This window comes from Aeribacillus composti (assembly GCF_031760945.1).
GTDB classification, from domain to species: Bacteria; Bacillota; Bacilli; order Bacillales; family Aeribacillaceae; genus Aeribacillus; species Aeribacillus composti.
This window is the reverse complement of sequence record NZ_CP134501.1, coordinates 2,542,271-2,567,449: the sequence shown is the minus strand read 5'-3', so window position 1 is coordinate 2,567,449 and position 25,179 is coordinate 2,542,271. Positions and strand designations below refer to the sequence as shown.

General features: G+C 40.4%; 27 protein-coding genes. 26 read left to right on the top strand and 1 reads right to left on the bottom strand.

Annotated elements, in window-relative coordinates; translation table 11 throughout:
* Positions 1-36 precede the first annotated feature (36 nt).
* The 24 genes from efp (at position 37) to spo0A (ending at position 22,257) form a co-directional block, all read left to right on the top strand.
* Positions 37-594: an elongation factor P gene (gene efp, locus RI196_RS12480; protein WP_063388115.1), complete on the top strand. Its 558-nt coding sequence runs from the start codon at positions 37-39 to the stop codon at positions 592-594.
* 481 nt (positions 595-1,075) lie between these two features.
* Positions 1,076-1,993 (top strand): stage III sporulation protein AA, encoded by a 918-nt coding sequence (gene spoIIIAA / locus RI196_RS12475; protein WP_063388116.1) that lies wholly within the window; start codon positions 1,076-1,078, stop codon positions 1,991-1,993.
* Positions 1,994-1,995: 2 nt separating this feature from the next.
* On the top strand, positions 1,996-2,508 hold the full coding sequence (spoIIIAB, locus tag RI196_RS12470) for a stage III sporulation protein SpoIIIAB (RefSeq protein WP_063388117.1): 513 nt from the start codon (positions 1,996-1,998) through the stop codon (positions 2,506-2,508).
* Between the two features lie 27 nt (positions 2,509-2,535).
* Entirely contained in the window at positions 2,536-2,742 is a 207-nt protein-coding gene (spoIIIAC, locus tag RI196_RS12465) for a stage III sporulation protein AC (RefSeq protein WP_063388118.1), read from the top strand.
* A 6-nt stretch (positions 2,743-2,748) separates the two neighbouring features.
* Complete coding sequence (gene spoIIIAD / locus RI196_RS12460) at positions 2,749-3,147, top strand: stage III sporulation protein AD (protein WP_094246193.1); 399 nt, start codon at positions 2,749-2,751, stop codon at positions 3,145-3,147.
* Between the two features lie 13 nt (positions 3,148-3,160).
* A complete protein-coding gene (gene spoIIIAE / locus RI196_RS12455; protein WP_094246192.1) occupies positions 3,161-4,378 on the top strand; it encodes a stage III sporulation protein AE in 1,218 nt (405 codons plus the stop codon).
* Between the two features lie 12 nt (positions 4,379-4,390).
* Positions 4,391-5,008, top strand: a complete 618-nt coding sequence (gene spoIIIAF, locus RI196_RS12450; RefSeq protein WP_063388120.1) for a stage III sporulation protein AF — start codon at positions 4,391-4,393, stop codon at positions 5,006-5,008.
* Complete coding sequence (gene spoIIIAG, locus RI196_RS12445) at positions 5,001-5,636, top strand: stage III sporulation protein AG (protein WP_242009268.1); 636 nt, start codon at positions 5,001-5,003, stop codon at positions 5,634-5,636. Before spoIIIAF ends, spoIIIAG begins: the two co-directional genes overlap by 8 nt.
* A gap of 15 nt (positions 5,637-5,651) precedes the next feature.
* The gene (locus tag RI196_RS12440; RefSeq protein WP_066247608.1) at positions 5,652-6,272 is read left to right on the top strand and encodes a SpoIIIAH-like family protein; all 621 of its coding nucleotides are present in this window, start codon (positions 5,652-5,654) and stop codon (positions 6,270-6,272) included.
* Positions 6,273-6,457: 185 nt separating this feature from the next.
* Positions 6,458-6,949: an acetyl-CoA carboxylase biotin carboxyl carrier protein gene (gene accB, locus RI196_RS12435; RefSeq protein WP_066247610.1), complete on the top strand. Its 492-nt coding sequence runs from the start codon at positions 6,458-6,460 to the stop codon at positions 6,947-6,949.
* Between the two features lie 10 nt (positions 6,950-6,959).
* On the top strand, positions 6,960-8,309 hold the full coding sequence (gene accC / locus RI196_RS12430) for an acetyl-CoA carboxylase biotin carboxylase subunit (RefSeq protein WP_063388123.1): 1,350 nt from the start codon (positions 6,960-6,962) through the stop codon (positions 8,307-8,309).
* Between the two features lie 17 nt (positions 8,310-8,326).
* Positions 8,327-8,728, top strand: coding sequence for an Asp23/Gls24 family envelope stress response protein (locus RI196_RS12425; protein WP_063388124.1), 402 nt, complete (start codon positions 8,327-8,329; stop codon positions 8,726-8,728).
* Positions 8,729-8,886: 158 nt separating this feature from the next.
* Positions 8,887-9,285: a transcription antitermination factor NusB gene (nusB, locus tag RI196_RS12420; protein ID WP_063388125.1), complete on the top strand. Its 399-nt coding sequence runs from the start codon at positions 8,887-8,889 to the stop codon at positions 9,283-9,285.
* Positions 9,286-9,295: 10 nt separating this feature from the next.
* Positions 9,296-10,150 carry a bifunctional methylenetetrahydrofolate dehydrogenase/methenyltetrahydrofolate cyclohydrolase FolD gene (gene folD, locus RI196_RS12415; RefSeq protein WP_066247612.1) on the top strand — a complete coding sequence of 285 codons (855 nt, stop codon included), beginning with the start codon at positions 9,296-9,298 and terminating at the stop codon, positions 10,148-10,150.
* A 22-nt stretch (positions 10,151-10,172) separates the two neighbouring features.
* Positions 10,173-11,519, top strand: a complete 1,347-nt coding sequence (xseA, locus tag RI196_RS12410) for an exodeoxyribonuclease VII large subunit (protein ID WP_063388127.1) — start codon at positions 10,173-10,175, stop codon at positions 11,517-11,519.
* Positions 11,516-11,755 (top strand): exodeoxyribonuclease VII small subunit, encoded by a 240-nt coding sequence (locus RI196_RS12405; protein ID WP_063388128.1) that lies wholly within the window; start codon positions 11,516-11,518, stop codon positions 11,753-11,755. The genes xseA and RI196_RS12405 overlap by 4 nt, the downstream gene beginning before the upstream one ends.
* Positions 11,755-12,633 carry a polyprenyl synthetase family protein gene (locus tag RI196_RS12400; protein ID WP_063388129.1) on the top strand — a complete coding sequence of 293 codons (879 nt, stop codon included), beginning with the start codon at positions 11,755-11,757 and terminating at the stop codon, positions 12,631-12,633. The genes RI196_RS12405 and RI196_RS12400 overlap by 1 nt, the downstream gene beginning before the upstream one ends.
* A 764-nt stretch (positions 12,634-13,397) precedes the next feature.
* Positions 13,398-14,018 (top strand): CNNM metal transporter family protein, encoded by a 621-nt coding sequence (locus tag RI196_RS12395; protein WP_094246530.1) that lies wholly within the window; start codon positions 13,398-13,400, stop codon positions 14,016-14,018.
* Between the two features lie 10 nt (positions 14,019-14,028).
* On the top strand, positions 14,029-15,930 hold the full coding sequence (gene dxs, locus RI196_RS12390; RefSeq protein ID WP_311066314.1) for a 1-deoxy-D-xylulose-5-phosphate synthase: 1,902 nt from the start codon (positions 14,029-14,031) through the stop codon (positions 15,928-15,930).
* Positions 15,923-16,756, top strand: a complete 834-nt coding sequence (locus tag RI196_RS12385; RefSeq protein WP_063388131.1) for a TlyA family RNA methyltransferase — start codon at positions 15,923-15,925, stop codon at positions 16,754-16,756. The genes dxs and RI196_RS12385 overlap by 8 nt, the downstream gene beginning before the upstream one ends.
* 67 nt (positions 16,757-16,823) lie before the next feature.
* Positions 16,824-17,273 carry a transcriptional regulator AhrC/ArgR gene (gene ahrC / locus RI196_RS12380; RefSeq protein WP_063388132.1) on the top strand — a complete coding sequence of 150 codons (450 nt, stop codon included), beginning with the start codon at positions 16,824-16,826 and terminating at the stop codon, positions 17,271-17,273.
* A gap of 21 nt (positions 17,274-17,294) precedes the next feature.
* Positions 17,295-19,019: a DNA repair protein RecN gene (recN, locus tag RI196_RS12375; protein WP_311066313.1), complete on the top strand. Its 1,725-nt coding sequence runs from the start codon at positions 17,295-17,297 to the stop codon at positions 19,017-19,019.
* A gap of 115 nt (positions 19,020-19,134) precedes the next feature.
* Positions 19,135-20,424 carry a SpoIVB peptidase gene (gene spoIVB / locus RI196_RS12370; RefSeq protein ID WP_311066312.1) on the top strand — a complete coding sequence of 430 codons (1,290 nt, stop codon included), beginning with the start codon at positions 19,135-19,137 and terminating at the stop codon, positions 20,422-20,424.
* Between the two features lie 1,038 nt (positions 20,425-21,462).
* On the top strand, positions 21,463-22,257 hold the full coding sequence (spo0A, locus tag RI196_RS12365) for a sporulation transcription factor Spo0A (protein WP_063388135.1): 795 nt from the start codon (positions 21,463-21,465) through the stop codon (positions 22,255-22,257).
* Between the two features lie 20 nt (positions 22,258-22,277).
* Here spo0A and RI196_RS12360 read toward each other — a convergent pair whose 3' ends face one another.
* Entirely contained in the window at positions 22,278-22,526 is a 249-nt protein-coding gene (locus RI196_RS12360) for a DUF2627 domain-containing protein (protein ID WP_063388136.1), read from the bottom strand.
* A gap of 211 nt (positions 22,527-22,737) precedes the next feature.
* Here RI196_RS12360 and lpdA point away from each other — a divergent pair, with 211 nt between their 5' ends.
* The gene (lpdA, locus tag RI196_RS12355) at positions 22,738-24,159 is read left to right on the top strand and encodes a dihydrolipoyl dehydrogenase (protein ID WP_063388137.1); all 1,422 of its coding nucleotides are present in this window, start codon (positions 22,738-22,740) and stop codon (positions 24,157-24,159) included.
* A gap of 17 nt (positions 24,160-24,176) precedes the next feature.
* The gene (locus RI196_RS12350; protein ID WP_311066311.1) at positions 24,177-25,169 is read left to right on the top strand and encodes a thiamine pyrophosphate-dependent dehydrogenase E1 component subunit alpha; all 993 of its coding nucleotides are present in this window, start codon (positions 24,177-24,179) and stop codon (positions 25,167-25,169) included.
* The last annotated feature ends 10 nt before the right edge of the window (positions 25,170-25,179 follow it).

The window sequence follows — 25,179 nt, the reverse complement described above, 5'->3', positions numbered from 1 at the left end:
AATGTTGTTAAAGAAAATGTAATAGGAGGACCAAATATGATTTCTGTAAATGATTTTCGTACAGGTTTAACGATTGAAGTCGATGGGGGGATTTGGCGCGTTCTTGAATTCCAGCATGTAAAGCCTGGTAAAGGGGCGGCGTTCGTTCGTTCAAAATTGCGCAACCTTCGGACAGGTGCCATCCAAGAAAAAACGTTTCGGGCTGGCGAAAAAGTAGCACGTGCTCAAATTGACACCCGGAAAATGCAATATTTGTATGCAAATGGCGATCAGCACGTTTTCATGGACACAGAATCGTATGAACAAATTGAGCTTACTTCAAAACAAATTGAATATGAGTTGAAGTTTTTGAAAGAAAATATGGAAGTATACATCATGATGTATCAAGGCGAAACAATCGGAATTGAGCTTCCGAACACGGTTGAATTAACTGTTACGGAAACAGAACCTGGCATTAAAGGGGACACTGCATCAGGCGGCTCTAAACCGGCTACGCTTGAAACAGGGCTTGTCGTGCAAGTGCCGTTTTTCGTTAATGAAGGGGACGTTATTATCGTCAATACTTCTGACGGTTCTTATGTTTCCCGTGCGTAATTATTCTTAAAAAAATAATGAAAAAAGACAAAGAAAACGAAAAGACCCGCAGAATTCATAACTGATTTCTGTGGGTTATTTTTTTGAAAAGAAAGATTTTATAGCTATTTTCGCAATCGTTTATAAAAGATCAGAATACACAAGCTTTCCAACCTGGCCTTTTTTTAAACAGGATTCAATTACAGCTTGTCCACCTTTAATGATCCATCCACGCTTTTTTCTTTTTCCTCAATTCACTGAAAACGGCAAAAGGTATAACAATATAAATAAAAGCCGCAAGAAGCCATACAAGTCCATCATAAATTTGAACCAACATTCACTCACCACCCCCTAACTCCATTATAACTATTAAAATCAGAAAATTCTATCAAATTCTATTGAAAAGATAAATGCAAAAAAAGGAATAAGAGAAACGGTAGTCATAAAGTGGCCAAGCTTGCATACATTGAAAATAAATAAGGTATTAAAGGGGGAAGGAAGATTGAAAGAAATCATCTCAATTTTTCCCGAAACAATTGCAAATGAATTAAAGCAGCTTCCTTCTTCTTTTTTTGAACAGATGGAAGAAATTCGCATACGTTTGTACAAGCCGATTGAAATCATCGCTTTCGGCAAACCGCACTTTCTTCACTACGAGGCGACAAAAGAAGACGGGATGATGATTTTAAACAAGATCAGCCAATATTCGATTTACACACTGGAGGAAGAATTAAAGAGAGGTTTTATTACGATTGGAGGAGGGCACCGGATCGGCCTTGCTGGAAAAGTGATTACAGAAAACGGCAATGTCAAAGCCATACGGCACGTTACATCTTTTAATATCCGGATAGCAAGGGAGAAAATAGGCCTGGCTGAGCAATATATTCCTTATGTATATGAAAAAAAATGGTTAAATACGCTTATTTTTGGACCTCCCCAATCAGGAAAAACGACTCTGCTGCGCGATTTTGCCCGGATCATAAGTACTGGGGTTAAAACGATCCCGCCTCAAAAGGTCGGCATTGTGGATGAAAGATCAGAAATAGCCGGCAGTGTAAAAGGAATTCCGCAATTTACTTTTGGTCTTCGCATTGATGTATTGGACGGATGCCCGAAAGCAGAAGGGATGATGATGTTGATCCGTTCGATGAGCCCTGACATCATTATTGCTGATGAAATAGGGCGTAAGGAAGATACCGATGCATTAATGGAAGCTGTGAACAGCGGTGTTCAGCTGTTTGTGAGCGCTCATGGCGAATGCTTTGAAGATTTGCTGCACCGTCCGACTTTAAGAGAACTTATTCAATTAGGCATTTTTGACCGATACATGGAATTGGAGAAAAAAGGTACTCCAGGGACGGTTTCCCGTATATTTGGAAAAAAAGAAAAAGAGATTGTGTATAAAGCAGGTGTGAAATAGCGATGAAATTGCTAGGGTCTTTATTCATCTTATTAGCAACAACATGGATTGGGTTTGATTCGGCTAAAAGATTGACAGAGCGGACAAGACAATTGCGGCAATTAAAGGTTTCTTTGCAAAGCTTGGAAGCTGAGATCATGTACGGCCACACACCATTGCAGGATGCATCGCTTCATATTGCCAAACAGGCAGCCCCTCCGCTTTCTAATCTATTTACATTATTTTCTGAGAAATTATCGCAAGGCGACATTGATGTGAAAAGCGCATGGGAAAGCAGTCTGCTTGAAATATGGCCTTATACATCGCTGAAGGAAGGGGAATTGGAAGTTTTAAAGCAATTTGGAGAAACATTGGGGCAGCATGATTTAATCAGCCAGCAAAAGCATATTAAATTGACAATGGCTCATTTGGAAAAAGAAGAAAAAGAAGCGCTGTTTAATCAAGAGCATTACGGAAAAATGACGAAAAGCTTAGGATTTTTAGCGGGATTGCTCATTATCATTCTTTTGATGTAGCGATATAAGCTGGGAGGAGAAAGGGACATGGGTGTTGACGTCAACACAATTTTCCAAATCGCTGGAATCGGAATTATCGTTGCGTTTCTTCATACCATTTTAGATCAAATGGGGAAGAAAGAGTACGCCCAATGGGTTACATTGTTGGGATTTATTTACATACTTTTTATGGTTGCTTCCATTGTCAACGATTTGTTCCAAAAAATTAAAGCGGTTTTTCTTTTTCAAGGATAGGAGGTTTTGGAGATTGAAATTTTTCAAATTGTCGGGCTAGGATTGATTGCAACTTTGCTCGCTCTTGTCATAAAAGAACAAAAGCCGACCTTTGCCTTTCTATTAATCGTCTTTACCGGTGTCTCCATTTTTCTTTTTTTAGTGGATCAAATTTATGAATTGATTCGAATGGTCGAAAGAATTGCGAATGAAGCAAGCATTGATTTGATTTATGTCGAAACCATTTTAAAAATCATCGGAATTGCCTATATTGCTGAATTTGGTGCGCAAATTACGAAAGATGCCGGACAAGGCTCTATTGCATCCAAAATTGAATTGGCAGGGAAAATTTTAATCTTATCTATGGCAATTCCGATCATGACGGTGATTATACAAACGATGATTAAGCTTCTCCCAAATATATAATTTTAAGGGGGTGATGGGGATTCAGTCATCATTTTTTCGCGGCATCCTTTTTTTGGCGTTTTTTGCTTTCGCTGTGCCAAACATGGTACAAGCCTCTCAAGAGCAAAATTCCTCGGCAGATCCTCCAAAAGAAGAAGCGATTCAACAAGAATATATGGCAGAACAAATGGACGAGCTTGGGATTGAGGAAATTAAAAATTTTTGGAATGACATTATGACGACATACGGAGGACTTCTTCCGGAAAGCCAGAAGGGAAGCTTGATGGATTTTATTAAAGGTGAAAAACAATTTTCTATAAAAGAGTGGGCCGTTGGCATTTTGAAATTTCTTTTACATGAAATCTTGGCAAACGGAAAGCTTCTTGGAACCATTATCATTTTAACGATATTTAGCGTTCTTCTCCAGCATTTACAAAACGCCTTTGAAGAAAAAAATGTGAGCAAAGTTGCTTACTCCATTGTTTATATGGTGCTTGTCATTTTAGCTTTAAACAGTTTTCACGTAGCCATTTCCTATGCAACGAATGCGATTAACGGGATGACAAGCTTTCTTCTAGCCTTAATTCCGATGTTAATAGCTTTAATGGCGTCATCTGGAGGAGTTGCTTCGGCTGCATTTTTTCACCCCATTACCATTTTCTTGATGAACGGAAGCGGTTTGTTGATTGAAAAAATTGTTCTCCCTCTGCTGTTTTTGTCTTCTTTGTTATTTTTAATCAGCACGATGACGGATCAATATAAAGTTACTCAGCTTGCTCAGCTGTTCAGAAGCATTAGCATCTGGCTTTTAGGCATTTTCTTAACCATTTTTTTAGGAGTGATTTCTGTCCAGGGGGCGACGGCAGCTGTGACAGACGGGATCGCCTTGCGGACGACAAAGTTTATAACGGGAAACTTTATACCTGTGCTTGGAAAAATGTTTACGGAAGCGGCTGATACGCTCTTCAGCGCATCGATGCTGTTAAAAAACACAATTGGCGTCATTGGTGTTGCCATTCTCTTTTTGATCACCATTTTTCCGGCAATGAAAGTACTGGCGATTGCCTTCATCTATAAATTTGCCGCTGCCGTTTTGCAGCCTTTAGGGCCGGGAGAGATTATCTCCTGTTTAGACATCATCTCCAAGAGCATCATCTATATACTAGCGGCACTGATCCTTGTATCGTTCATGTTTTTTTTAAGCATTACAGTTATTATCGCAGCGAGCAATGTCACCATGATGGTTCGATAGGAGTGGTGGTATATGTCATTCATCACCGAATGGGTCACTAATATCATATTATTTATTTTTATTGCCATTATTTTAGATATGCTGCTGCCGAGATCCGCAATGCAAAAATATGTAAAAGTCGTTGTTAGTTTATTATTAGTGTCTGTCATTCTTACGCCGATTTTAAAAATATTTTCCTATGATTTTCCGAACTTGTTATCCGAGGAGCTGCTGAACTCGGAAGCAAAAGAAGATTCAATAAAAAAATCAATAGAATTTAAGAAAAATGAAATACAAGCTAACAACCGTGCATATATTTTAGAACAAATGGCTGTCCAAATGAAAAATTTAGCGGAAGAGGAGCTGGTAGAAAACTATGGTTTAAAGGTTCAAAAAATTCATCTTTCGGTTGATGAAACAAAAGAGAAGATTGAATCAGAAAACGATTTAAAGCAAGTTACAGTTTTCGTGGAAGAAAAAGATCTTCCCCACACGGTTGAAACGGTTAAACCGGTTGAAATCAACATGAACGAAGAAGACAAAAAAATGCTCGCAAATGAAAACGAAATAATTGCCCAGCTTGCTGAAACATGGGGAGTATCGAAAGAAAAAATTTCGATTGAAATGGAAGGAGGCGGCCTAAGTGAATGATAGGAAAAATTTTTTGCAGCGACTAGCCTCTCTTCTTCCCGGACGAAATATGCTCAAAAAATCAGCCACCTATCCATTCATGCTTATACTTTTGACGCTTGGAATCGCTTTTATGCTGATCGGCAGTTTTTTATCCGGCGAAAGCAAAACAGTAGAAACGATAAACACCGCTGCAGAAGAAGAGGATGTTGAGCCCGCATTTAAACAAACAACAAGTGAAAAAGGAACAATTGAACGTTATGAACAGCAGTATGCAAATGAGCTAAAAGGAGCGCTTCAGTCCATTTCAGGCGTAGGTGAGGTAGAAGTTATTGTCAATGTTGACTCTTCATCTGAAAGTGTGTTGGAAAAAAATCGCTCGATTCAAAACCAAACGACAGATGAGACGGACCGTGAAGGCGGAAAGCGGCAGGTGGAAGATAAATCTGTTGACGAACAAGTGGTAATCATTCGAAAAGGGGATCAAGAATCGCCCATCGTTGTAAAAACCGAAAAGCCGAAAATACGCGGAGTATTAGTAGTAGCAAAAGGTGCTGAAAACGTTCAAATTAAAAAAATGATCACCGATGCAGTTACAAGGGTGCTTGATGTCGATAGTCATAGAGTAGCCGTATTGCCAAAAAAGTAAAGGAGGATGCTTGACATGTTAAAAAAACAAACTGTTTGGTTATTAACCATGTTAAGTTTAGTTGTTGTGCTGTCCGTTTATTACATTACATCTCCTGAAGGAGGATCTTCCCCTGATGTGGTGTTGACGGATACAGAGACGAATTCGAATGAAAAAGAAAGCGGAAATGACAATAATAAAGAACAAACAGAGCAACAAAAAACTGATGCGAAGCAGCAAGAAAAAGAACAATCGAGCAAGCAGTCCAGCTCAGAAGATGGATCGGTAGTCTCCACAATAACGGACGATGATTTATTTACTGCGCTGAGAATGGAAGTGGAAGATGAAAGAAGTGAACGCAAGCAGGAGCTGGAGACAATTATTGGGTCCAATGATGTCTCATCTGAGGAAAAAAACAATGCATATGAGGAGATGCGCGAATTATCCAAGCTGTCAGAGAAAGAGAAGGTATTAGAAACACTTATCAAAACAAAAGGCTACGAGGATGCATTAGTTCGCGCTGATGGAGACAAGGTGAGAATTACCGTAAAAGCGAAAGAACACTCCCCGCAGCAAGCAAACGAACTGATTCAATTGGTGAAGGATGAAATCCAGTCCATGCAAGATGTTGCCGTAACATTTGAAATAGCAAAGTAACATGACTCCCCGAGAAAAATCGGGGATTTTTTCATGTGAAGAAAAAGCTGCTTTGAATTGTTTGCTCATATTTTTAATAGTTATTGAATTTTAGCAAAAAGTTATCGTATCATAAATGATAGTTACTTTTAATACTTGATGATAATATCTAGCAAATTGGAATTCATTTTAAGGAGTGTTTTTTCATGTTAAATTTTAAGGAAATAAAGGAAATCATCAAATTGATCGATGATTCATCCATTGATGAATTTACATATGAAAGCGAAGGGGCAAAGGTCCAATTAAAAAAAACTGCGGCTCGCGCTAATCAGCATGTTGTCTATAACAATGCTTCTGAAATTCAAGCTTTGCCAAAGCAGCCAGCTGCTGAATCTTTAGAACAGCCGAAAAAAGAGGTGCATTTGCCGAAAGAAGAAAGCGAGCAGAAAACAGAAAATTTACATAAAATTACTTCGCCGATGGTCGGCACATTTTATGCTGCTCCAAACCCAGATGCAGATCCTTATGTTACAATAGGATCAAAAGTAAAAGAGAATACCGTTGTTTGCATTGTAGAGGCAATGAAATTATTTAATGAGATTGAAGCGGAAGTAAAAGGCGAAATTGTCGACATTTTAGTTGAGAACGGTCAGCTTGTTGAATACGGACAACCATTATTCCTTGTAAAACCAGAGTGAGGGAAAGAAAATGTTTAAAAAATTGCTGATAGCAAACAGAGGAGAAATTGCAGTAAGAATCATACGCGCCTGCAAGGAATTAGGGATCGAAACAGTCGCCATATATTCTGAGGCGGATAAAGACTCCTTGCATGTTCAGCTTGCAGATGAAGCGTATTGCATAGGACCGACTGCATCTAAAGACAGCTATTTAAACTTTACGAACATCGTGAGTGTAGCGACGCTGACTGGATCAGAAGCCATTCATCCAGGCTACGGATTTTTGGCAGAAAACGCTGATTTCGCCGAGCTTTGCAATGATTGCAACATTGTTTTTGTAGGCCCTAGTCCAGAAGCAATCACAAAAATGGGAAAAAAAGATGTTGCTAGGGAAACAATGCGGCAGGCGGGTGTTCCGATTGTGCCTGGGTCAAAAGGGATCATTAAAAGCGAAGAGGAAGCAGTTGAGATCGCAAATCAAATCGGTTATCCAGTCATTATTAAAGCAGCCGCCGGAGGCGGAGGAAAAGGAATACGCGTTGCGAATGACGAAGAAAGCTTGCGGAAAGGGATCCAAATTACTCAGCAGGAAGCGCAAACAGCATTTGGAAACCCAGGCGTTTACATTGAAAAATGTATTGAAGATTTCCGCCATGTTGAAATCCAAATTCTTGCCGATCACCATGGAAACGTCGTTCATTTAGGTGAAAGGGACTGCAGCATTCAAAGGCGCTTACAAAAGCTGGTGGAAGAAACTCCTTCTCCTGCACTATCTGATAAAATGCGACATAAAATGGGGGAAGCGGCTGTAAAAGCAGCCAAAGCGGTGCGTTATTCCGGTGCAGGTACAGTGGAATTCATTTTTGATTATAAAAATGAGCAATTTTATTTCATGGAAATGAATACCCGCATTCAAGTTGAGCATCCTGTTACTGAAATGGTCACAGGCATTGATCTGATCAAAGAGCAGATCAAGATTGCAGCAAACGAACCACTAAGCTTTGAACAGAAAGACATTACATTTAACGGCTGGGCGATCGAATGTAGAATTAACGCAGAAAACCCGGAAAAGAATTTTATGCCTTCAGCTGGTAAAATCGAAATGTACCTGCCTCCGGGCGGACCGGGTGTCCGCATTGATTCTGCCTGCTACCCTGGCTATTCCATTCCGCCATATTATGATTCAATGGTCGCAAAGCTGATTACACACGGAGCGACAAGGGAAGAAGCGATAGCCAAAATGAAAAGAGCTTTAAGTGAATTTGTTATAGAAGGAGTGCATACAACCATACCTTTCCACCTGAAATTAATGGATCATGAAAAATTTATCAGCGGGGAGTTCAACACTAGATTTCTTGAAAATTATAAAATCATGTCATAATTTTGGAGGTGTACTATTTGAAAGATACAGGATTGGAAATGAATCATGAAGCAAGCTTTGGAAAAGTGGAAATCGCTCCGGAAGTCATTGAAGTCATCGCCGGAATTGCCGCATCTGAAATAGAAGGGGTAGCCCAAATGCGCGGCAATTTCGCTTCAGGAGTCGCTGAACGCTTTGGCAAAAAAAATCATGGTAAAGGCGTAAAAGTAGACTTAGGTGAAGAAGGCATTGTCATTGATGTATATTGTGTCATGAATTTCGGGGTTTCCATTCCGGCTGTTGCACAGAAAGTACAAGAAAACATTCGTCAAACGCTTTTAACGATGACGGCGCTTGAAATCAACGAAATCAACATTCATGTAGTGGGCATTCAGTTTGAAACGAAGACGGAAGAGCCTGAAATTCAAGAGGAAATGTAAAGGCGGAGGATATCCTCCCCTTTTTTGTTTAAAATAAAGAATAATAAGAAAGATTCTGAAATTTCTTTTCGGATAAACTTTCATATGTGATACAAGAGGCAGTTATGATATGATTCATATATGACATTTCGACATAGTTTGAAAAAAGGAGCAAAAAGATGAAACGGAGAACAGCTAGGAAAAAGGCATTGCAGGCACTGTTTCAAATTGACTTGGCTGAAGCGCTTCCTGAGGAAGCCATCAATCATGTTTTGGACGGTAATGAACATGATCCATTTTTAAATAAGCTTGTACTCGGAACGGTTGAACATCAAAACGAAATTGACGAATTGATAAAAAGGAATTTAACCAATTGGAAATTGGAAAGATTGGCTAACATTGACCGTGCCATTTTGCGTTTAGCTGTATATGAGATGAAATATGAACCGGATATTCCGTTCAATGTAACAATTGATGAAGCGATTGAACTTGCTAAAATGTTCGGAGATGTTCAGTCGAGCAAATTTGTAAATGGTGTCCTCTCAAGTATAAAAGAAGAGTTAGAAAAAAAAGCTTAGGAGGAAAAAGATGGTGGCGACGATTATTGACGGAAAAGAATTGGCAAAAGAAATGCGAAGCGAGTTAAAAAAAGAAGTGGAACAATTAAAGGAAAAAGGGGTAACACCCGGCCTTGCCATTATTTTAGTTGGGAACAATCCTGCTTCCCTTTCTTACATTAAGGGGAAGCAAAAAGCTTCGGAGGAAATCGGCGTTTCTTTTAAGCTGGAACATTTGGAGGAGTCGATTTCACAAGAAGAACTGCTTGAAGTGATAGAAAAATATAATCAGGACGATCGTTATGACGGAATTCTTGTTCAGCTTCCGTTACCTGACCATATTGATGAAACAGCAGTCATTGAAAAAATTTCTCCAGAAAAAGATGTGGATGGCTTTCATCCGATTAATGTTGGACGCATGATGACGGGACAGGATGCGTTTTTGCCGTGCACGCCGGCCGGAATTGTTGAAATGATCAAATCTGCAAATATCGAAATTCCCGGAAAGCATGTTGTCGTTGTTGGCAGAAGCAATATTGTCGGAAAACCGGTCGGACAATTGCTTCTAAACGAAAATGCAACGGTTACATATTGCCATTCGAAAACGAAAAATTTACGGGAGCATACGATCCAAGGAGATATTTTAATCGTTGCTGTCGGGCGTCCTCATTTCATAGGTGCTGATCATATTAAAGAAGGTGCAGTCGTAATAGATGTTGGCGTCAATAGACTTGAGAACGGAAAACTTGTAGGCGATGTAAAATTTGATGAGGCAAAAGAAAAAGCAAGCGCCATTACTCCTGTTCCCGGCGGAGTAGGTCCAATGACGATTACGATGCTGGTTTATAATACGGTTAAATCCGCAAAGAAGCGGGTACGTCCATAAACTTGCTTTAAAGGAGTTGTTCATGAGTAACAAAAAATTTGTAACCGTTTCGGCGTTAACAAAATACCTTAAGCGAAAATTTGATGTTGATCCACATTTGCGCGATATTTGGGTAAAAGGCGAATTATCAAACGTAAAAATTCATGACAGCGGACATATTTATTTTACGTTAAAGGACGAGCATGCCAGAATACAGGCGGTTATGTTTTCAAGTTTTAACCGTTCTCTTCCATTTCGCCCAGAGGACGGGATGAACGTATTGGTACGCGGTGAAATTACCATTTACCAGCCCGGAGGAATATACCAAATTTATGCAAAGGAAATGGAGCCTGATGGAGTAGGAGGGCTTTATCTTGCATTCGAGCAGCTGAAAAAAAAATTGGAGCAAGAAGGGCTGTTCGATGTCAAGCATAAAAAAACGATTCCTGCCTTTCCAAAGACGATCGGTGTGATCACATCGCCGACAGGTGCAGCCGTCAGGGATATCATCACAACGATCAAACGAAGATACCCTGTGGCAAAAGTGGTGGTTATTCCCGCAATTGTTCAAGGTGTACAAGCGGGAAAATCGATTGTGAATAAAATACAGCTTGCCAACTCCCTCGGTTATTTCGATGTCCTCATTGTTGGAAGAGGAGGCGGATCGATTGAAGAGTTGTGGGCTTTCAATGAAGAGATGGTGGCAAGGGAAATTTTTAAATCAAAAATACCCGTTATATCTGCTGTAGGCCATGAAACAGATTATACAATCGCAGATTTTGTCGCCGATCTTCGGGCGCCGACTCCAACCGGAGCAGCAGAGCTGGCTGTTCCTAATATAACGGATTTAATCGAAAAGATCCGGGAACGGAACATTAGAATGACGAACGCTTTAAAGGAACGGATCAAAAAGGAAAAGCTCAAGCTTTTCCGCTTAACCAACTCATATGCATTCAAATATCCGAAAAAGCTTTATATGCAAAAGGAACAGGAGCTGGACATTTTATTCGAAAGGTTTAAAAAAGCAGGAAAACGTTACTTAAGCGATCAAACGAACCGATACTTGTTATTGACGAATCGTCTTAAAAACGAACTTCCATATGACCAAATTGAGCGGGCGAAGACAAGAATGAAGGATCTGGACAAAAAAATGCTGCGCGAGATGACAGCTTTATATCAACAGAAGCTGAATCGCTTTCAAGCATTGGCTTCTAAACTTGATGCACTCAGCCCATTAAAGATTATGGAACGTGGATACAGCCTTGTGTATAAACAAGATAAGCTGGTAAAGAGCGTAAAACAAACGGCTGAAGGGGATTTTATTCAAATTAAATTGCAGGACGGGACCATCCATTGTGAAGTATCTGAAATTGAGGAGAGAAGATCATGAATGATCAAAAAGAATTAACGTTTGAAGAAGCGATGAAAGAGCTGGAAGCAATTGTTTTAAAATTAGAAGACGGGGATGTTCCATTAGAACAGGCGATCCAATATTTTCAAGAAGGAATGAAGCTTTCAAAGCTTTGCCATGAAAAATTAACGCAAGCTGAAAAGCAATTGGATTTTATTCTTGATGAAGATGGAACGATCAAACCTTTCCAAGCACAGGAGGAAGAACAAAAGTGATGTCTTTTCCGGAATACTTAAAAACGCGCAAAGCTGCCATTGATTCCGTTCTTCCCACATATATTGAAAGATTAAATGCCCCGAAAATTATTAAAGAATCGATGCTTTATTCCTTAAATGCCGGCGGGAAACGTCTGCGCCCTATGCTCTTGCTTGCCGTTCTCCATTCGTATGGAAAAGAAGAGAAAATTGGTTACCCGGTCGCATGTGCGGTGGAATTGATTCATACGTATTCGCTCATTCATGATGACCTTCCATGCATGGACAATGATGATTTTAGAAGAGGAAAGCCGACCAATCATAAAGTATATGGAGAAGCCATAGCCGTGCTGGCAGGTGACGGATTACTGACTGAAAGCTTTCGGCTGATTGCTGATGCTGAAGAGCTTTCAGATCGCGTAAAATTGACGCTCATTTCAGAGCTTTCAAAGGCGGCTGGTGCAGAAGGAATGGTTGGCGGACAAGTTGCCGACATGGAAGGAGAAAACAAACAATTAACTTTAAAACAGCTTGAATATATTCATGAGCATAAAACAGCAAAGCTTCTGGCTTTCAGTATTATTGCAGGTGCCATCATTGCTGAGGCGTCGATTGAAGAAATAAATAAATTAAAGGAATTCGCATACCATATAGGCATTGCCTTCCAAATTAAAGATGACATATTAGATGTTGAAGGAGACGAAGAAAAGATCGGAAAGCCTGTTGGTTCCGATGAAGAGAATAAAAAAACAACGTATTTGTCCGTACTGTCTTTGGAAGGCGCAAAGGAAAAATTGTCGGAGCATATTGAAACATCAAAGGCTATTTTGCAAACATGTTCCATAAACAATGAGCTTCTATTATCGTTTTGTGATTTAATTGGGGAGCGCGAACATTAAACGATGAAAATTCGGTGCACCTCCAACGGGTCGACAAAATGTGAGGAACGGGATTCGCATTTGAATGTGTGCATTCTCCAACAAGTTGAGGAAAACACTCCTATATGATATAATTCTGTCAGAAAACATGATGGAGTGGTGCAGTATTCTAGTCAGCCCTCCGGTTCTGAAGGCGGGCCTAAAAATCCGCTAAAGGGCACATCGATGAAGTTCCTGGTGTTGGCTTGAGGCGCCCAGCCTTGGGTTGATGCTGGGGGTTAAGGTTAGAGGGCGATCCACAATGGCATGTGGGCGTTGACCCTCTTTCCGCGGAGGCCCATTTTATGTGCAAAATGGGTATGAACCTGTCTACGCGCTTCATAGTGCAATGAGGCGCGGACAGCGTAGCCTGCCTTGAGTGGAGGCCGAGGGGATTATGGAAACAAGGAACTTTTTCATATGGCCAATGAAAGAGTTTCTTATGTGACATATGAAATCGGCTCTGCAAAAGAGGCTAGGAACCGGCTAAAGGCTGTTTGAGGAAAACTCCTAGACTGTTCACATGACATATATAGAGGATTGTAGTACGGACTAAGTGGCAATCCAGTCTAGCGTTTGGCGACAGCGCTAAGTCAGGTTTAAAGGGAAACCGCCGGGGCGGCAACGCCTGGTACTTGACTGGGAAAACCTACTGGACCTAAGCCGTAATGTTTACTCTATATATGACCACTCCATTTCCGTTATATATAGTTTTTACATAGAAATCAGGTGTTATGCATTTCATGATGAAAGAGCTAATTCGATATTCAATACGATGGAGTTTAGGAATTGCCGTTATCACATTCGTGTTAGCGGCTCTTTTTTCAATTGTATCAACTGTTCTTCTGGAAGGCGTCGGATGGGCTGCCGGTATGATGATCGTTTTTGTGATCGTTTTAATCGGCATTTTTTTTGATATGCTCGGCATTGCTGCCACATCAGCAGATGAGGTTCCGTTTCATGCGATGGCGTCAAAGCGTGTGAGCGGTGCCAAGCATGCCATTCAAATTATCCGAAATGCCGATCGCTTTTCGAACTTTTGCAACGATGTTATTGGCGATATTTCCGGCATAATCAGCGGAACAGCCTCGGCTGTTGTCGTAGTGCAGCTGGCGCTGACGTTTGCCGACCGTCAAACTTCGGCGCTTGAGTTTACGATTTCAATCGTATTCACAAGCATTGTAGCTGCTCTTACTGTCGGAGGAAAAGCGTTTGGAAAGGCGTTTGCAATCCGTTTTTCAACTCCGATTATTTTTTATGTCGGAAAGATATTTTATTTTTTTGAAAAAAGATTTAATATTGTTTTGATGAAAGAGAAAAAAGGAAAGAATCATAAAAAAGCAAGCATATCTAAAAAGCGAAAGTGAGTGATCCGTTTTGGATCTATTGTCCATCGAAAATCCAAAATTTCTGAAAAAGTTTTCAATAAAAGAACTGGAGCAATTGAGCGCGGAAATTCGCCAATTTTTAATTGAAAAGCTGTCAGTGACCGGCGGACATATTGGACCAAATTTAGGAGTAGTTGAGCTGACAATATCTTTACATAAAATGTTTGACAGCCCGAAAGATAAATTTATTTGGGATGTAGGTCACCAGGCGTACGTTCATAAAATTTTGACAGGCAGGGCGAAAGAGTTTGATACGTTGAGGCAGTATAAAGGATTGTCCGGTTTTCCGAAGCGTTCAGAAAGCGAGCACGATGTTTGGGAAACGGGGCACAGTTCAACTTCACTTTCTGCGGCAATGGGAATGGTTATTGCCCGCGATTTAAAAGGAACGGATGAATATATTGTGCCGATTATCGGCGACGGTGCTTTAACCGGAGGCATGGCGCTTGAAGCATTGAATCACATCGGCCATGAACAAAAGGATATTATTGTTGTGTTAAACGATAATGAAATGTCTATTGCTCCAAACGTCGGTGCTCTTCATCATATACTTGGAAGATTAAGAACAACGGGCAAATATCACTGGGTAAAAGAAGAGTTGGAATACTTGTTAAAAAAAATTCCAGCTGTCGGAGGAAAGCTTGCCTCAACAGCAGAACGGCTTAAAGACAGTCTGAAATATTTATTCGTTTCGGGCATGTTTTTTGAGGAGCTTGGCTTTACCTATTTTGGACCGATTGACGGACATGATTTTCAGGCATTGATGGAAAACATTAGTTATGCCAAAAAAACAAAAGGCCCTGTTTTGGTGCATGTTATCACGAAAAAAGGAAAGGGCTATTTGCCTGCCGAAAAAGACAAGGTTGGAACATGGCATGGAACAGGCCCGTATAAAATTGAAACAGGCGATTTTGTTAAACCGAAAATATCGGCTCCGTCTTGGAGTGAATTAGTAAGTGAAACAGTTCGAAAATTAGCGAGAAACGATGAAAGAATTGTTGCAATTACACCAGCCATGCCGGTTGGTTCGAAACTTGAAAAATTCCGAGAAGAATTTCCGGACAGAATGTTTGATGTCGGTATTGCCGAGCAGCATGCGGTGACGCTTGCAGGAGGACTTGCTGCTGCCAATATGAAGCCGTTTTTGGCAATCTATTCAACCTTTTTGCAGCGCGGTTATGACCAAATGGTTCATGACATTTGCCGACAAAACTTAAATGTGTTTTTCGGAATTGACCGCGCAGGACTCGTCGGAGCTGACGGAGAAACCCATCAGGGAGTATTTGACATCGCTTTTTTGCGCCATATACCAAACATTGTATTAATGATGGCGAAAGACGAAAATGAAGGACAGCATATGGTTTATACGGCTCTGAAGTACGATGAAGGGCCGATCGCTCTTCGCTATCCGAGAGGAACAGGATTGGGTGTGCCTCTTGATCCTGAGCTGAAAGAAATTCCGATCGGTACGTGGGAAGTTCTTTTACAAGGTAAAGATGCTGTCATTTTAACATTTGGAACGACGATTAAAATGGCATTGGATGCAGCGAAAGCACTTGCCAAAAATAATGTTTCCGTTCGAGTCGTCAATGCCCGCTTTTTAAAGCCGCTTGATGAGAAAATGCTTCTTGAGATTTTCAACGAAGGAATACCGATTTTAACAGTAGAGGAAGCAGTTCTTGAAGGCGGTTTTGGCAGCTCGGTATTAGAATTTGCTGAAAAGCATGGCTTTACAAATCTTACAATGAAAAGAATGGGAATTCCAGATCGCTTTATCGAGCATGGAAGCGTGGAAAAACTATTAGAAGAGATTGGATTAACAAAAGAAGGAATAATAAAAAATGTGCTCGAAGTAATACCAAAAAAAGAAAAAGGAATCAAATATGGGTAAAAAGGAACGTTTAGATGTATTGCTTGTAGAAAGAGGACTTGCAGAAACGAGAGAAAAAGCAAAAAGGGCCGTTATGGCCGGGCTTGTTTATTCAAATGAAAAACGATTGGATAAGCCTGGCGAAAAAATTGATCGCGACATCCCGTTAACTGTAAAGGGAGATGCGATCCCTTATGTTTCAAGAGGCGGTTTAAAGCTGGAAAAGGCATTGAAACAATTTGAAATCAGTGTGGCAGGAAAAATTATGGTAGATGTCGGCTCTTCTACGGGAGGATTTACCGACTGCGCCTTGCAGAACGGCGCAAAATTATGTTATGCGGTGGATGTCGGGTATAATCAATTGGATTGGAAGCTGCGTCAAGATGAACGTGTCATCGTGATGGAACGGACAAACTTCCGTTATGTAAAGCCGGAGGATTTTCAAAAGGGGCTTCCGGAATTTGCTACCATTGATGTATCGTTTATCTCTTTAAAATTGATCCTCCCTGTTTTAAAAACCATTTTGGTGCCCACTGGTGAATGCGTCGCGCTAATTAAGCCGCAATTTGAAGCAGGAAAAGAAAAAGTCGGGAAAAAAGGAATTGTGAAGGATGCTCGGGTTCATGAGGAAGTTTTGCATGACATAACGGCCTTTGCAATCAGTGAAGGATTTGATTGCTTACATTTATCGTACTCTCCGATCACTGGCAGCAACGGGAATATAGAGTTTTTGCTCCATTTGTATTGGGGAGGGGCAAAAGAAAAAGGTGACATAAAATTTACGGAAACAATTGAAGAAATTGTGAAAAATGCTCATTCGACGTTAAAAATAAAGAGACAGGGATAACGAATACAAGTTATTCCTGTTTTTCTATGAGATATCATAACAGGAAAGAGAATAGGGGTGGTCGCTAATGACAAAAGGACAGCGTCTTATTAAAATTAGAGAGCTTGTCACAAATTACGAAATCGAAACGCAGGATGAACTAGTAGAAATGCTGAAAAATTTAGGTTTTAATGTCACCCAAGCAACCGTATCCCGCGACATCAAAGAGCTCCATTTAGTGAAGGTTCCGACATCTGATGGACGTTATAAATACAGCCTGCCCGCAGATCAGCGCTTCAATCCCCATCAAAAGCTGAAAAGAGCATTGATGGATGCATTTGTTAAAATCGATTCTGCCGGACATTTGCTTGTGATGAAAACAATGCCGGGAAATGCTCATGCAATTGGTGCATTAATTGATAATTTGGACTGGGAAGAAATATTAGGGACAATTTGCGGCGATGACACGATTTTAATTATATGCAGGAAGAATGAAGACACCAAAACGTTGACGGAAAAATTTTTGGACATGCTTTAACAAGTTTGGGGTGAAAATGCGATGTTAGCGGAATTGTCGATTAAAAATTTTGCCATTATTGAATCCCTATCTCTTTCTTTTGAAAAAGGGCTGACAGTGCTGACGGGAGAAACGGGTGCTGGGAAATCGATCATTATTGATGCTATATCTCTTCTTGTAGGAGGACGCGGTTCTTCTGAATTTGTCCGAGCCGGTGAAAAGCGCGCTGAATTGGAAGGGTTGTTTATATTGGAAGAAGAGGACCATCCGTGCTTGAAAAAGTGCCATGAATTAGGAATAGATGCTAGTGAAGGCATGATTGTTTTAAACCGGAATATCTCCGCTAACGGAAAAAGCATTTGCAGAATTAATGGAAAGCTTGTCACAATCGGAATTCTCCGGGATATTGGGAGCACATTAGTCGATATACACGGACAGCACGATCATCAAGAGCTGATGGACGAGCAAAAGCATCTTCATCTTCTCGACGAATATGGCGGCGAAGAAGTGAAAAAAGCAAAGGATGCATACGTAAAGCTTTATAAAAAATACGCGGACTTAACAAAGCGGTTAAAAGCCCTTTCAGAAAATGAGCAGCAGATGGCGCATCGATTGGATTTATTGAAGTTTCAATTAAAGGAAATTGACGATGCCGATTTAAAAATGGATGAAGATATAAAGCTTCAGGAAGAACGGCAGGAAATGTTAAATTTTGAAAAAATTTATGAAGCCTTGAAAAATAGCTATGAATCGCTGCAGGGAGAGCAGCGCGGGCTTGATTTTTTACGACTTGCCATGAATCATTTAGAAGAAGCAGCAGAATTTAATAAACAGTTAAAAGAAATGTCCGAAACGCTGTCGAACAGTTTTTACGTTGTAGAGGATTTAACGTTTCAGCTTAGAAATGAATTAGAACGCATGGAATTTAATCCTGATCGGTTAAATATGATAGAGGATCGTCTCCATGTCATTCATCGGTTAAAACGAAAGTACGGGCAAACAATCAAAGACATTTTGCAATATAGAGATGAAATTGAAAAAGAGATCGATACGATTGAAAACCGTGATAGCCATATTCAAACGCTTAGAAATGAGCTTAAATCTGTCGTCGAAGAACTGCTGACAAAATCCCAACATTTAACAGCAATAAGAAAAAAATACGCAAACAAGCTAACCGCTCAAATCACATCTGAATTAAAACAGCTGTACATGGATAAAACTACATTTAAGGTTCAATTTTCGCAGAAAGAGGCCCAAGATTCCGCTTTGATCGATGGAATTCCAGCGAAATTTGGAAGTGACGGCATGGATTTTGTGGAATTTTACATTTCCACCAATCCAGGCGAACCTCTTAAGCCTCTTGCGAAAATTGCTTCCGGCGGGGAATTATCAAGAATCATGCTTGCCTTAAAAACGATTTTTTCCAAGCATCAAGGAATTACTTCCATCATATTTGACGAGGTGGATACTGGTGTAAGCGGCCGTGTCGCCCAAGCGATCGGAGAAAAAATTTATCAGGTGTCGATTAACTCTCAAGTGCTATGCATCACGCATCTTCCTCAAGTTGCAGCGATGGCTGACAACCATCTATTAATTGCTAAGGAAGTAAGCAAAGAGGGAAGAACGAAAACAAAGGTTCTTCCGCTTTCTGAAAAAGAAAAAATTGCAGAAATCGGCCGGATGATTGCTGGAGCGGAAGTGACGGAATTGTCGAAGCAGCATGCAAAAGAGCTGTTGGATCTGGCTATATCGGTGAAATCCTCCTAGCGGAAATAATTTCTTTAAGAAAAAGTTATAAATGGCCTCGCTCAAGGAAAAATTATTAGATGTAGCCATGTGAAATAGTCATATGGTGTGGGTTAGGAGCGAGGAGAGTGAAGAAATGACTTTAGAATACATCAGAAAAATAATTGGTACGATTCTCCTTGTTTCTTTAATCAGTTTAGGCTTTTCAAAAGAGGTGCGACAATATTTACACATTCCGAAAACAATCACCATTTTTGAACATGACGTTTATACAATAGAAAAAAATGTTATTCCAGCTCAAGCTCAAGTTCAGGATGTTCAGAACGCTTTAAAAGTGTCGGAAAGCGGGGACGAATTGCTGCTAAAAGGCACGAAATCTGGAGATGGACAAATTCTCTATGAAATAAAAGGCATGCCGGTTAAAAACGTGAATGTCAAAGTTCTCCCGGAATTAAAGGTAATTCCTGGAGGCCAATCGATCGGTGTTAAGTTAAATACACTTGGTGTTTTAGTAGTCGGCTTTCACCAAATTGAAACTGAAGCCGGAAAAAAATCACCGGGTGAATCGGCAGGTGTAGAAGTCGGCGATATGATAACAAAAATTAATGGGACAAAAATAGAAAAAATGAGTGATATTATTCCATTTATACAAGAAGCAGGAAGAACAGGCCGCCCTTTAGCGATCGAAGTAAAACGCAACAACAAAGTTCTCAACACGAAATTGACACCAGTCAAAGACAAAAGCGACAAAACGTATCGTATCGGTCTCTATATACGGGATTCTGCAGCAGGCATTGGAACGATGACGTTTTATGATCCGAAATCAAAAAAATACGGTGCTCTTGGTCACGTTATATCAGATATGGATACAAAAAAACCGATTGTGGTTGAAAATGGAAAAATTGTCCGCTCAACGGTAACGTCGATTGAAAAAGGTAGAGGCGGAAGTCCAGGTGAAAAATTAGCAAGATTTTCAGAAAAACATGAAGTGATCGGCTCTATTTCAAAAAACAGTCCATTCGGCATATTTGGCAGGCTGAATCAAGAAGTGAAAAACGGAATTATGGACAAACCGATACCAGTTGCTTTCTCACATCAAGTAAAAGAAGGTCCTGCAAAAATTTTAACAGTGGTAGATCAAAATAAAGTGGAAGCATTTGATGTGGAAATTGTCAGTACAGTGAATCAAAAGTTTCCTGCAACAAAAGGCATGGTCATAAAAGTGACAGATAAGGAGTTGCTTAAGAAAACAGGAGGCATTGTTCAAGGAATGAGCGGCAGTCCAATCATTCAAGATGGAAAACTGGTTGGCGCTGTGACGCATGTATTTGTCAATGATCCGACATCTGGTTACGGTGTTCACATTGAATGGATGCTGCAAGATGCAGGGATTAGTATTGACGAAAAGCAGCAAAAAGCGAGTTAACGCACTCGCTTTTTCTTATGTGCGCCCGGCATGTACATGAACTATAGGATGTAAGTCCCGAACCCCGAAGACAGAAGTAGAGGTTAGCTCAACGAAAGGGTGTCCGTGGTGACGCGGAATCTGAAGGAAGCTGGAGGCAAAACACCGGTCCGAGGAACACGAACCTCATATAAGGCTAGGTATGATTGAGTGAGTTTGCATAACAAAACAAAGCGCTTTCTGTCGAAGGTCATATCGAGTAAATGAGGCGGATAGATGGTGTGAAAGTGCATGTACTTACCCGGGGAGGTCTGGCGGATATGTGAAGTACTCTTCATAACCTACTTAGTGATAAGTAGCTGAACCGTCAGAAGTCAGCAGAGGTCATAGTATTAGTTGGTCTAGAACAACTAAGAAGGACCGAACAATTAAGAGAGAATAGCCCTTGGCATTCAGTGAGTCATGATGAACACAGAAAACGTAGTACCTCACTTGAGGGAGGAAGCGGTGAATCCCGTGGGAGACCTCTTGGAGGGTGGAGTGACCACTGGCATAAAGAGAACAGCTATTCACGGAAGTTATAAAGACTTGCGTCAATTATCTTAATGGAACCGCCGTATACGGAACCGTATGTACGGTGGTGTGAGAGGACGGGAGTTAATCGCTCCCTCCTACTCTTATTACATGATGCAGCGTTCTGACATAAATCCTTTTGCGAAAAACGTCACGTTCACATAAAGGAATTTTGTGAAGTGGGCTGTTTGCTTTAAAAGCAAGGGAAGTGTACTGGCTGAATCAAGCGAAAATTTATGTATAAACTTATTTAATTCGACATACATATTTATTACAAAAACGCTGTTTATGTTTGTTAGAGGAGAAATTTGGTTGAAATCTAAGACTTTATTCATAATAAATAGGAAGAAAAAAGAAGAACTTTGAAAAAACACATATTTTTTCACTTTTTTTTAAAAAAGGAAAAGGATTATTTGTAAAGTTGTCGAAAATATCTTGTAGATCAAACAATGTATAATTTTGTAAAGAGGATTGGGAGGAGTGCGTGTGGAAAAAATTAAAGTATGTATTGTTGATGATAACCGAGAGCTTGTTGCCCTTTTGGATGAATATTTATCCAGCCAAGAAGATATGGAAGTGATCGGTGTTGCTTACAATGGTCAGGAATGTTTAAATATTTTAAATGAAAAAAGCCCGGACGTTCTTGTATTGGATATTATAATGCCCCATTTAGATGGTTTAGCAGTGCTGCAAAAGCTCAAGGAGCTAAACAAAGCGAAAAAACCGAACGTGATCATGTTAACTGCTTTTGGCCAGGAGGATGTAACGAAAAAAGCGGTCGACCTAGGGGCTGCTTATTTTATTTTAAAACCGTTCGACATGGAACAGCTGGCTGGAAATATTCGTCAAGTGAGTGGAAAACCTTCGCCTCTAATGAAAAATATATCTTTACATAAATCTGGCTCTGCTGTTTCTGAAAATAAAAATGACAATCTAGACGCTAGTATTACAAGCATTATTCATGAAATCGGGGTTCCTGCGCACATCAAAGGATATTTATATTTAAGAGAAGCGATTTCCATGGTTTATAATGATATCGAGCTGTTAGGATCGATTACAAAAGTGCTTTATCCAGATATTGCGAAAAAATTTAACACAACGGCAAGCCGTGTGGAACGTGCTATCCGCCATGCTATTGAAGTAGCATGGAGCCGCGGCAACATTGAATCTATCTCATCGCTGTTTGGCTACACAGTCAGCATGTCAAAAGCCAAACCGACGAACTCGGAATTTATTGCAATGGTGGCAGATAAATTGAGATTGGAGCATAAGGCCTCCTGAAAAAAAAGTAACCGCTGAGCCTAACGGCGGTTACTTTTTTTCTGAAAACGCGGCTGAACTCGATTGCGTTTTCTATCTCTATGCAAAATAAATCCTCCTATAAAGAACAATCCTGCTAGGAAAAATAATAAACCCATTAAAAATTGCAGCCATAAATAAGGAAACGGGGGCTGTAAAATGCCAAAAAGCATGTCTCTCATTAATTTAATTCCGTAAACCGCCAGGATCCCTGGAATCACCATAATCAACAATGCAATAAGCCTTATCATTTGACTTTATATCCCTTTCTGTTAAAATAGAGCGAATCAATTTCATTTTTACGATCATATTACAATTTGTCAATACAAATAAACATGTTATGATGAAGATATGCCATTTTATTAACGATGAATGGACAAGGAGCATACGTCTTTTCTATATAAATATTTTTAAAAATCGGTTTTTTAGCATACATAGAAGAGATGAAGGAAGGAGAGTTTCATGGCCAAAGAATATGATGTAGTGATTTTAGGAGGAGGAACGGCAGGATATGTTACAGCGATCCGGGCATCCCAGCTCGGAATGAAAACAGCTATTGTTGAAAAATCAAAGCTTGGAGGGACCTGTTTGCATTCGGGCTGCATCCCGAGCAAAGTTTTATTGCGAAGCGCTGAAATATTTGCTCAATCAAAAAAAAGCAGCGACTTTGGAATCGAGCTGTCCAATGTTCAAGTCAATTTTGATAAAGTGCAGGAGCGGAAGGAAAAGATAGTTTCTCAACTTTATCAAGGGGTCAGGCAATTAGTCAAAAAGGGAAAGATCGATGTGTTTCATGGCATCGGACGAATTTTAGGTGCGTCCATCTTTTCTCCGCAGCCGGGAACAGTTTCTGTAGAGATGGAAAACGGGGAGGAAAACCAAATTTTACTTCCGAAATACGTTATTATTGCAACTGGATCGCGCCCTCGTGAATTGCCTGGATTAACGATTGACGGCGAGACTATTTTGACGTCAGATGAAGCATTGCAATTACAACGCCTTCCTTCATCTATGATCATTGTGGGCGGCGGAGTGATTGGAATGGAATGGGCATCTATGCTCTCTGATTTCGGAGTTGAAGTCACGATCCTTGAAATGGCGGATCGAATTTTGCCGTCAGAAGATATTGAAATAAGTAAAGAAATGGAACGACTAATGAGGAAAAAAGGAGTCCGCATTTTTACGAATATATCGATTTTGCCTGAAAAAACAGAAATACAAAACGGAATCACAGTGTTCATCGAACAGGATGGACAAGAAATCAGTTTGCACAGTGAAAAACTGCTGTTGTCAATAGGGAGAAAAGGGAACACAGAAGGAATTGGATTGGAAAATACCGAAATTGAAATCCATAATGGCTATATTGTGACAAACGAGTTTTATCAAACAAAGGAATCAAACATCTATGCAGTCGGTGATGTCATCGGCGGTCTTCAGCTTGCCCATGTCGCATCGCAAGAAGGAATACGCGCCGTAGAACATATTGCAGGAGAGAATGTTTTGCCAATTGACTACAAAAAAGTCCCTAAATGTATTTATTCGAATCCTGCAGCTGCAAGTATCGGTTTAACAGAACAAGAAGCGAGGGAAAAAGGCTATACCATCAAAATCGGAAAATTTCCTTTTCAAGGAGTTGGAAAAGCGCTCATTTATGGAGAACCGCAAGGGTTTGTCAAAATTGTCGCAGATGAAAAGACCGATGATCTTTTAGGAATTCATATTATCGGACCAAATGCAACAGAGCTGATTTCTGAAGGAAGTTTAGCAAGCTTTCTCGATGCAAGCTCTTGGGAACTCTCCCGTACGATTCATGCCCATCCAACATTGTCAGAAGGGATAATGGAAGCGGCTCTTGCGGTAAATGGCAAAGCAATACATATATAAGCTAGGGAGGTCTTGTCATGCCCAAAAATCGTCATCAGTCTTTAGGTTTAACGGATCAGGACGTATTAAACATGTATGAAACGATGCTTCTTGCAAGAAAAGTGGACGAACGGATGTGGCTTTTAAACCGAGCAGGAAAAATCCCATTTGTCATCTCATGTCAAGGGCATGAAGGCGCTCAAGTTGGTGCAGCCTTTGCCTTGGACAAAACAAAGGATTATATCTTGCCTTACTACCGTGATGTAGGCGTTGTCCTGCACTTTGGAATGACCGTGAAAGAATTAATGCTATCAGCATTTGCAAAAGCGGAAGACCCGAATTCCGGGGGCAGGCAAATGCCAGGACATTTCGGCCAAAAGAAAAATCGGATTGTAACTGGTTCATCCCCTGTTACAACTCAAGTTCCTCATGCAGCTGGGATCGCCTTAGCAGGAAAAATCGATAAAAAGGATTTTGTCACATTTGTTTCCTTTGGGGAAGGATCATCGAACCAAGGAGATTTTCATGAAGGGGCGAATTTTGCTGGAGTACATAAATTACCTGTCATTTTGATGTGTGAAAATAACCAATACGCCATCAGCGTTCCGATTCAAAAGCAATTAGCTTGCGAAAAAGTGTCAGACAGAGCAGCAGGGTACGGCATGCACGGGGTGACTGTAGATGGAAACGATCCTCTTGAAGTGTATAAAGTTGTGAAAGAAGCGAGAGAAAGAGCTGTCCGAGGAGAGGGACCGACATTGGTTGAAACGCTTGTGCACCGCCTTACACCCCATTCGAGCGATGATGATGATCGGAGCTACCGGACAAAAGAAGAAATCGAAGAAGCTAAGAAAAAAGATCCGATTTATACGTTTGCATCCTATTTAAAAGAAATTGGATTGTTAACAGAGGAATTGGAACAAAATATGCAGACGAAAATTGCAAGCGTAATCGATGAAGCAACTGATTATGCAGAAAATGCGCCTTATGCGGCTCCGGAACATGCACTGAAACATGTGTATGGAAACTGAAGGAGGAAAA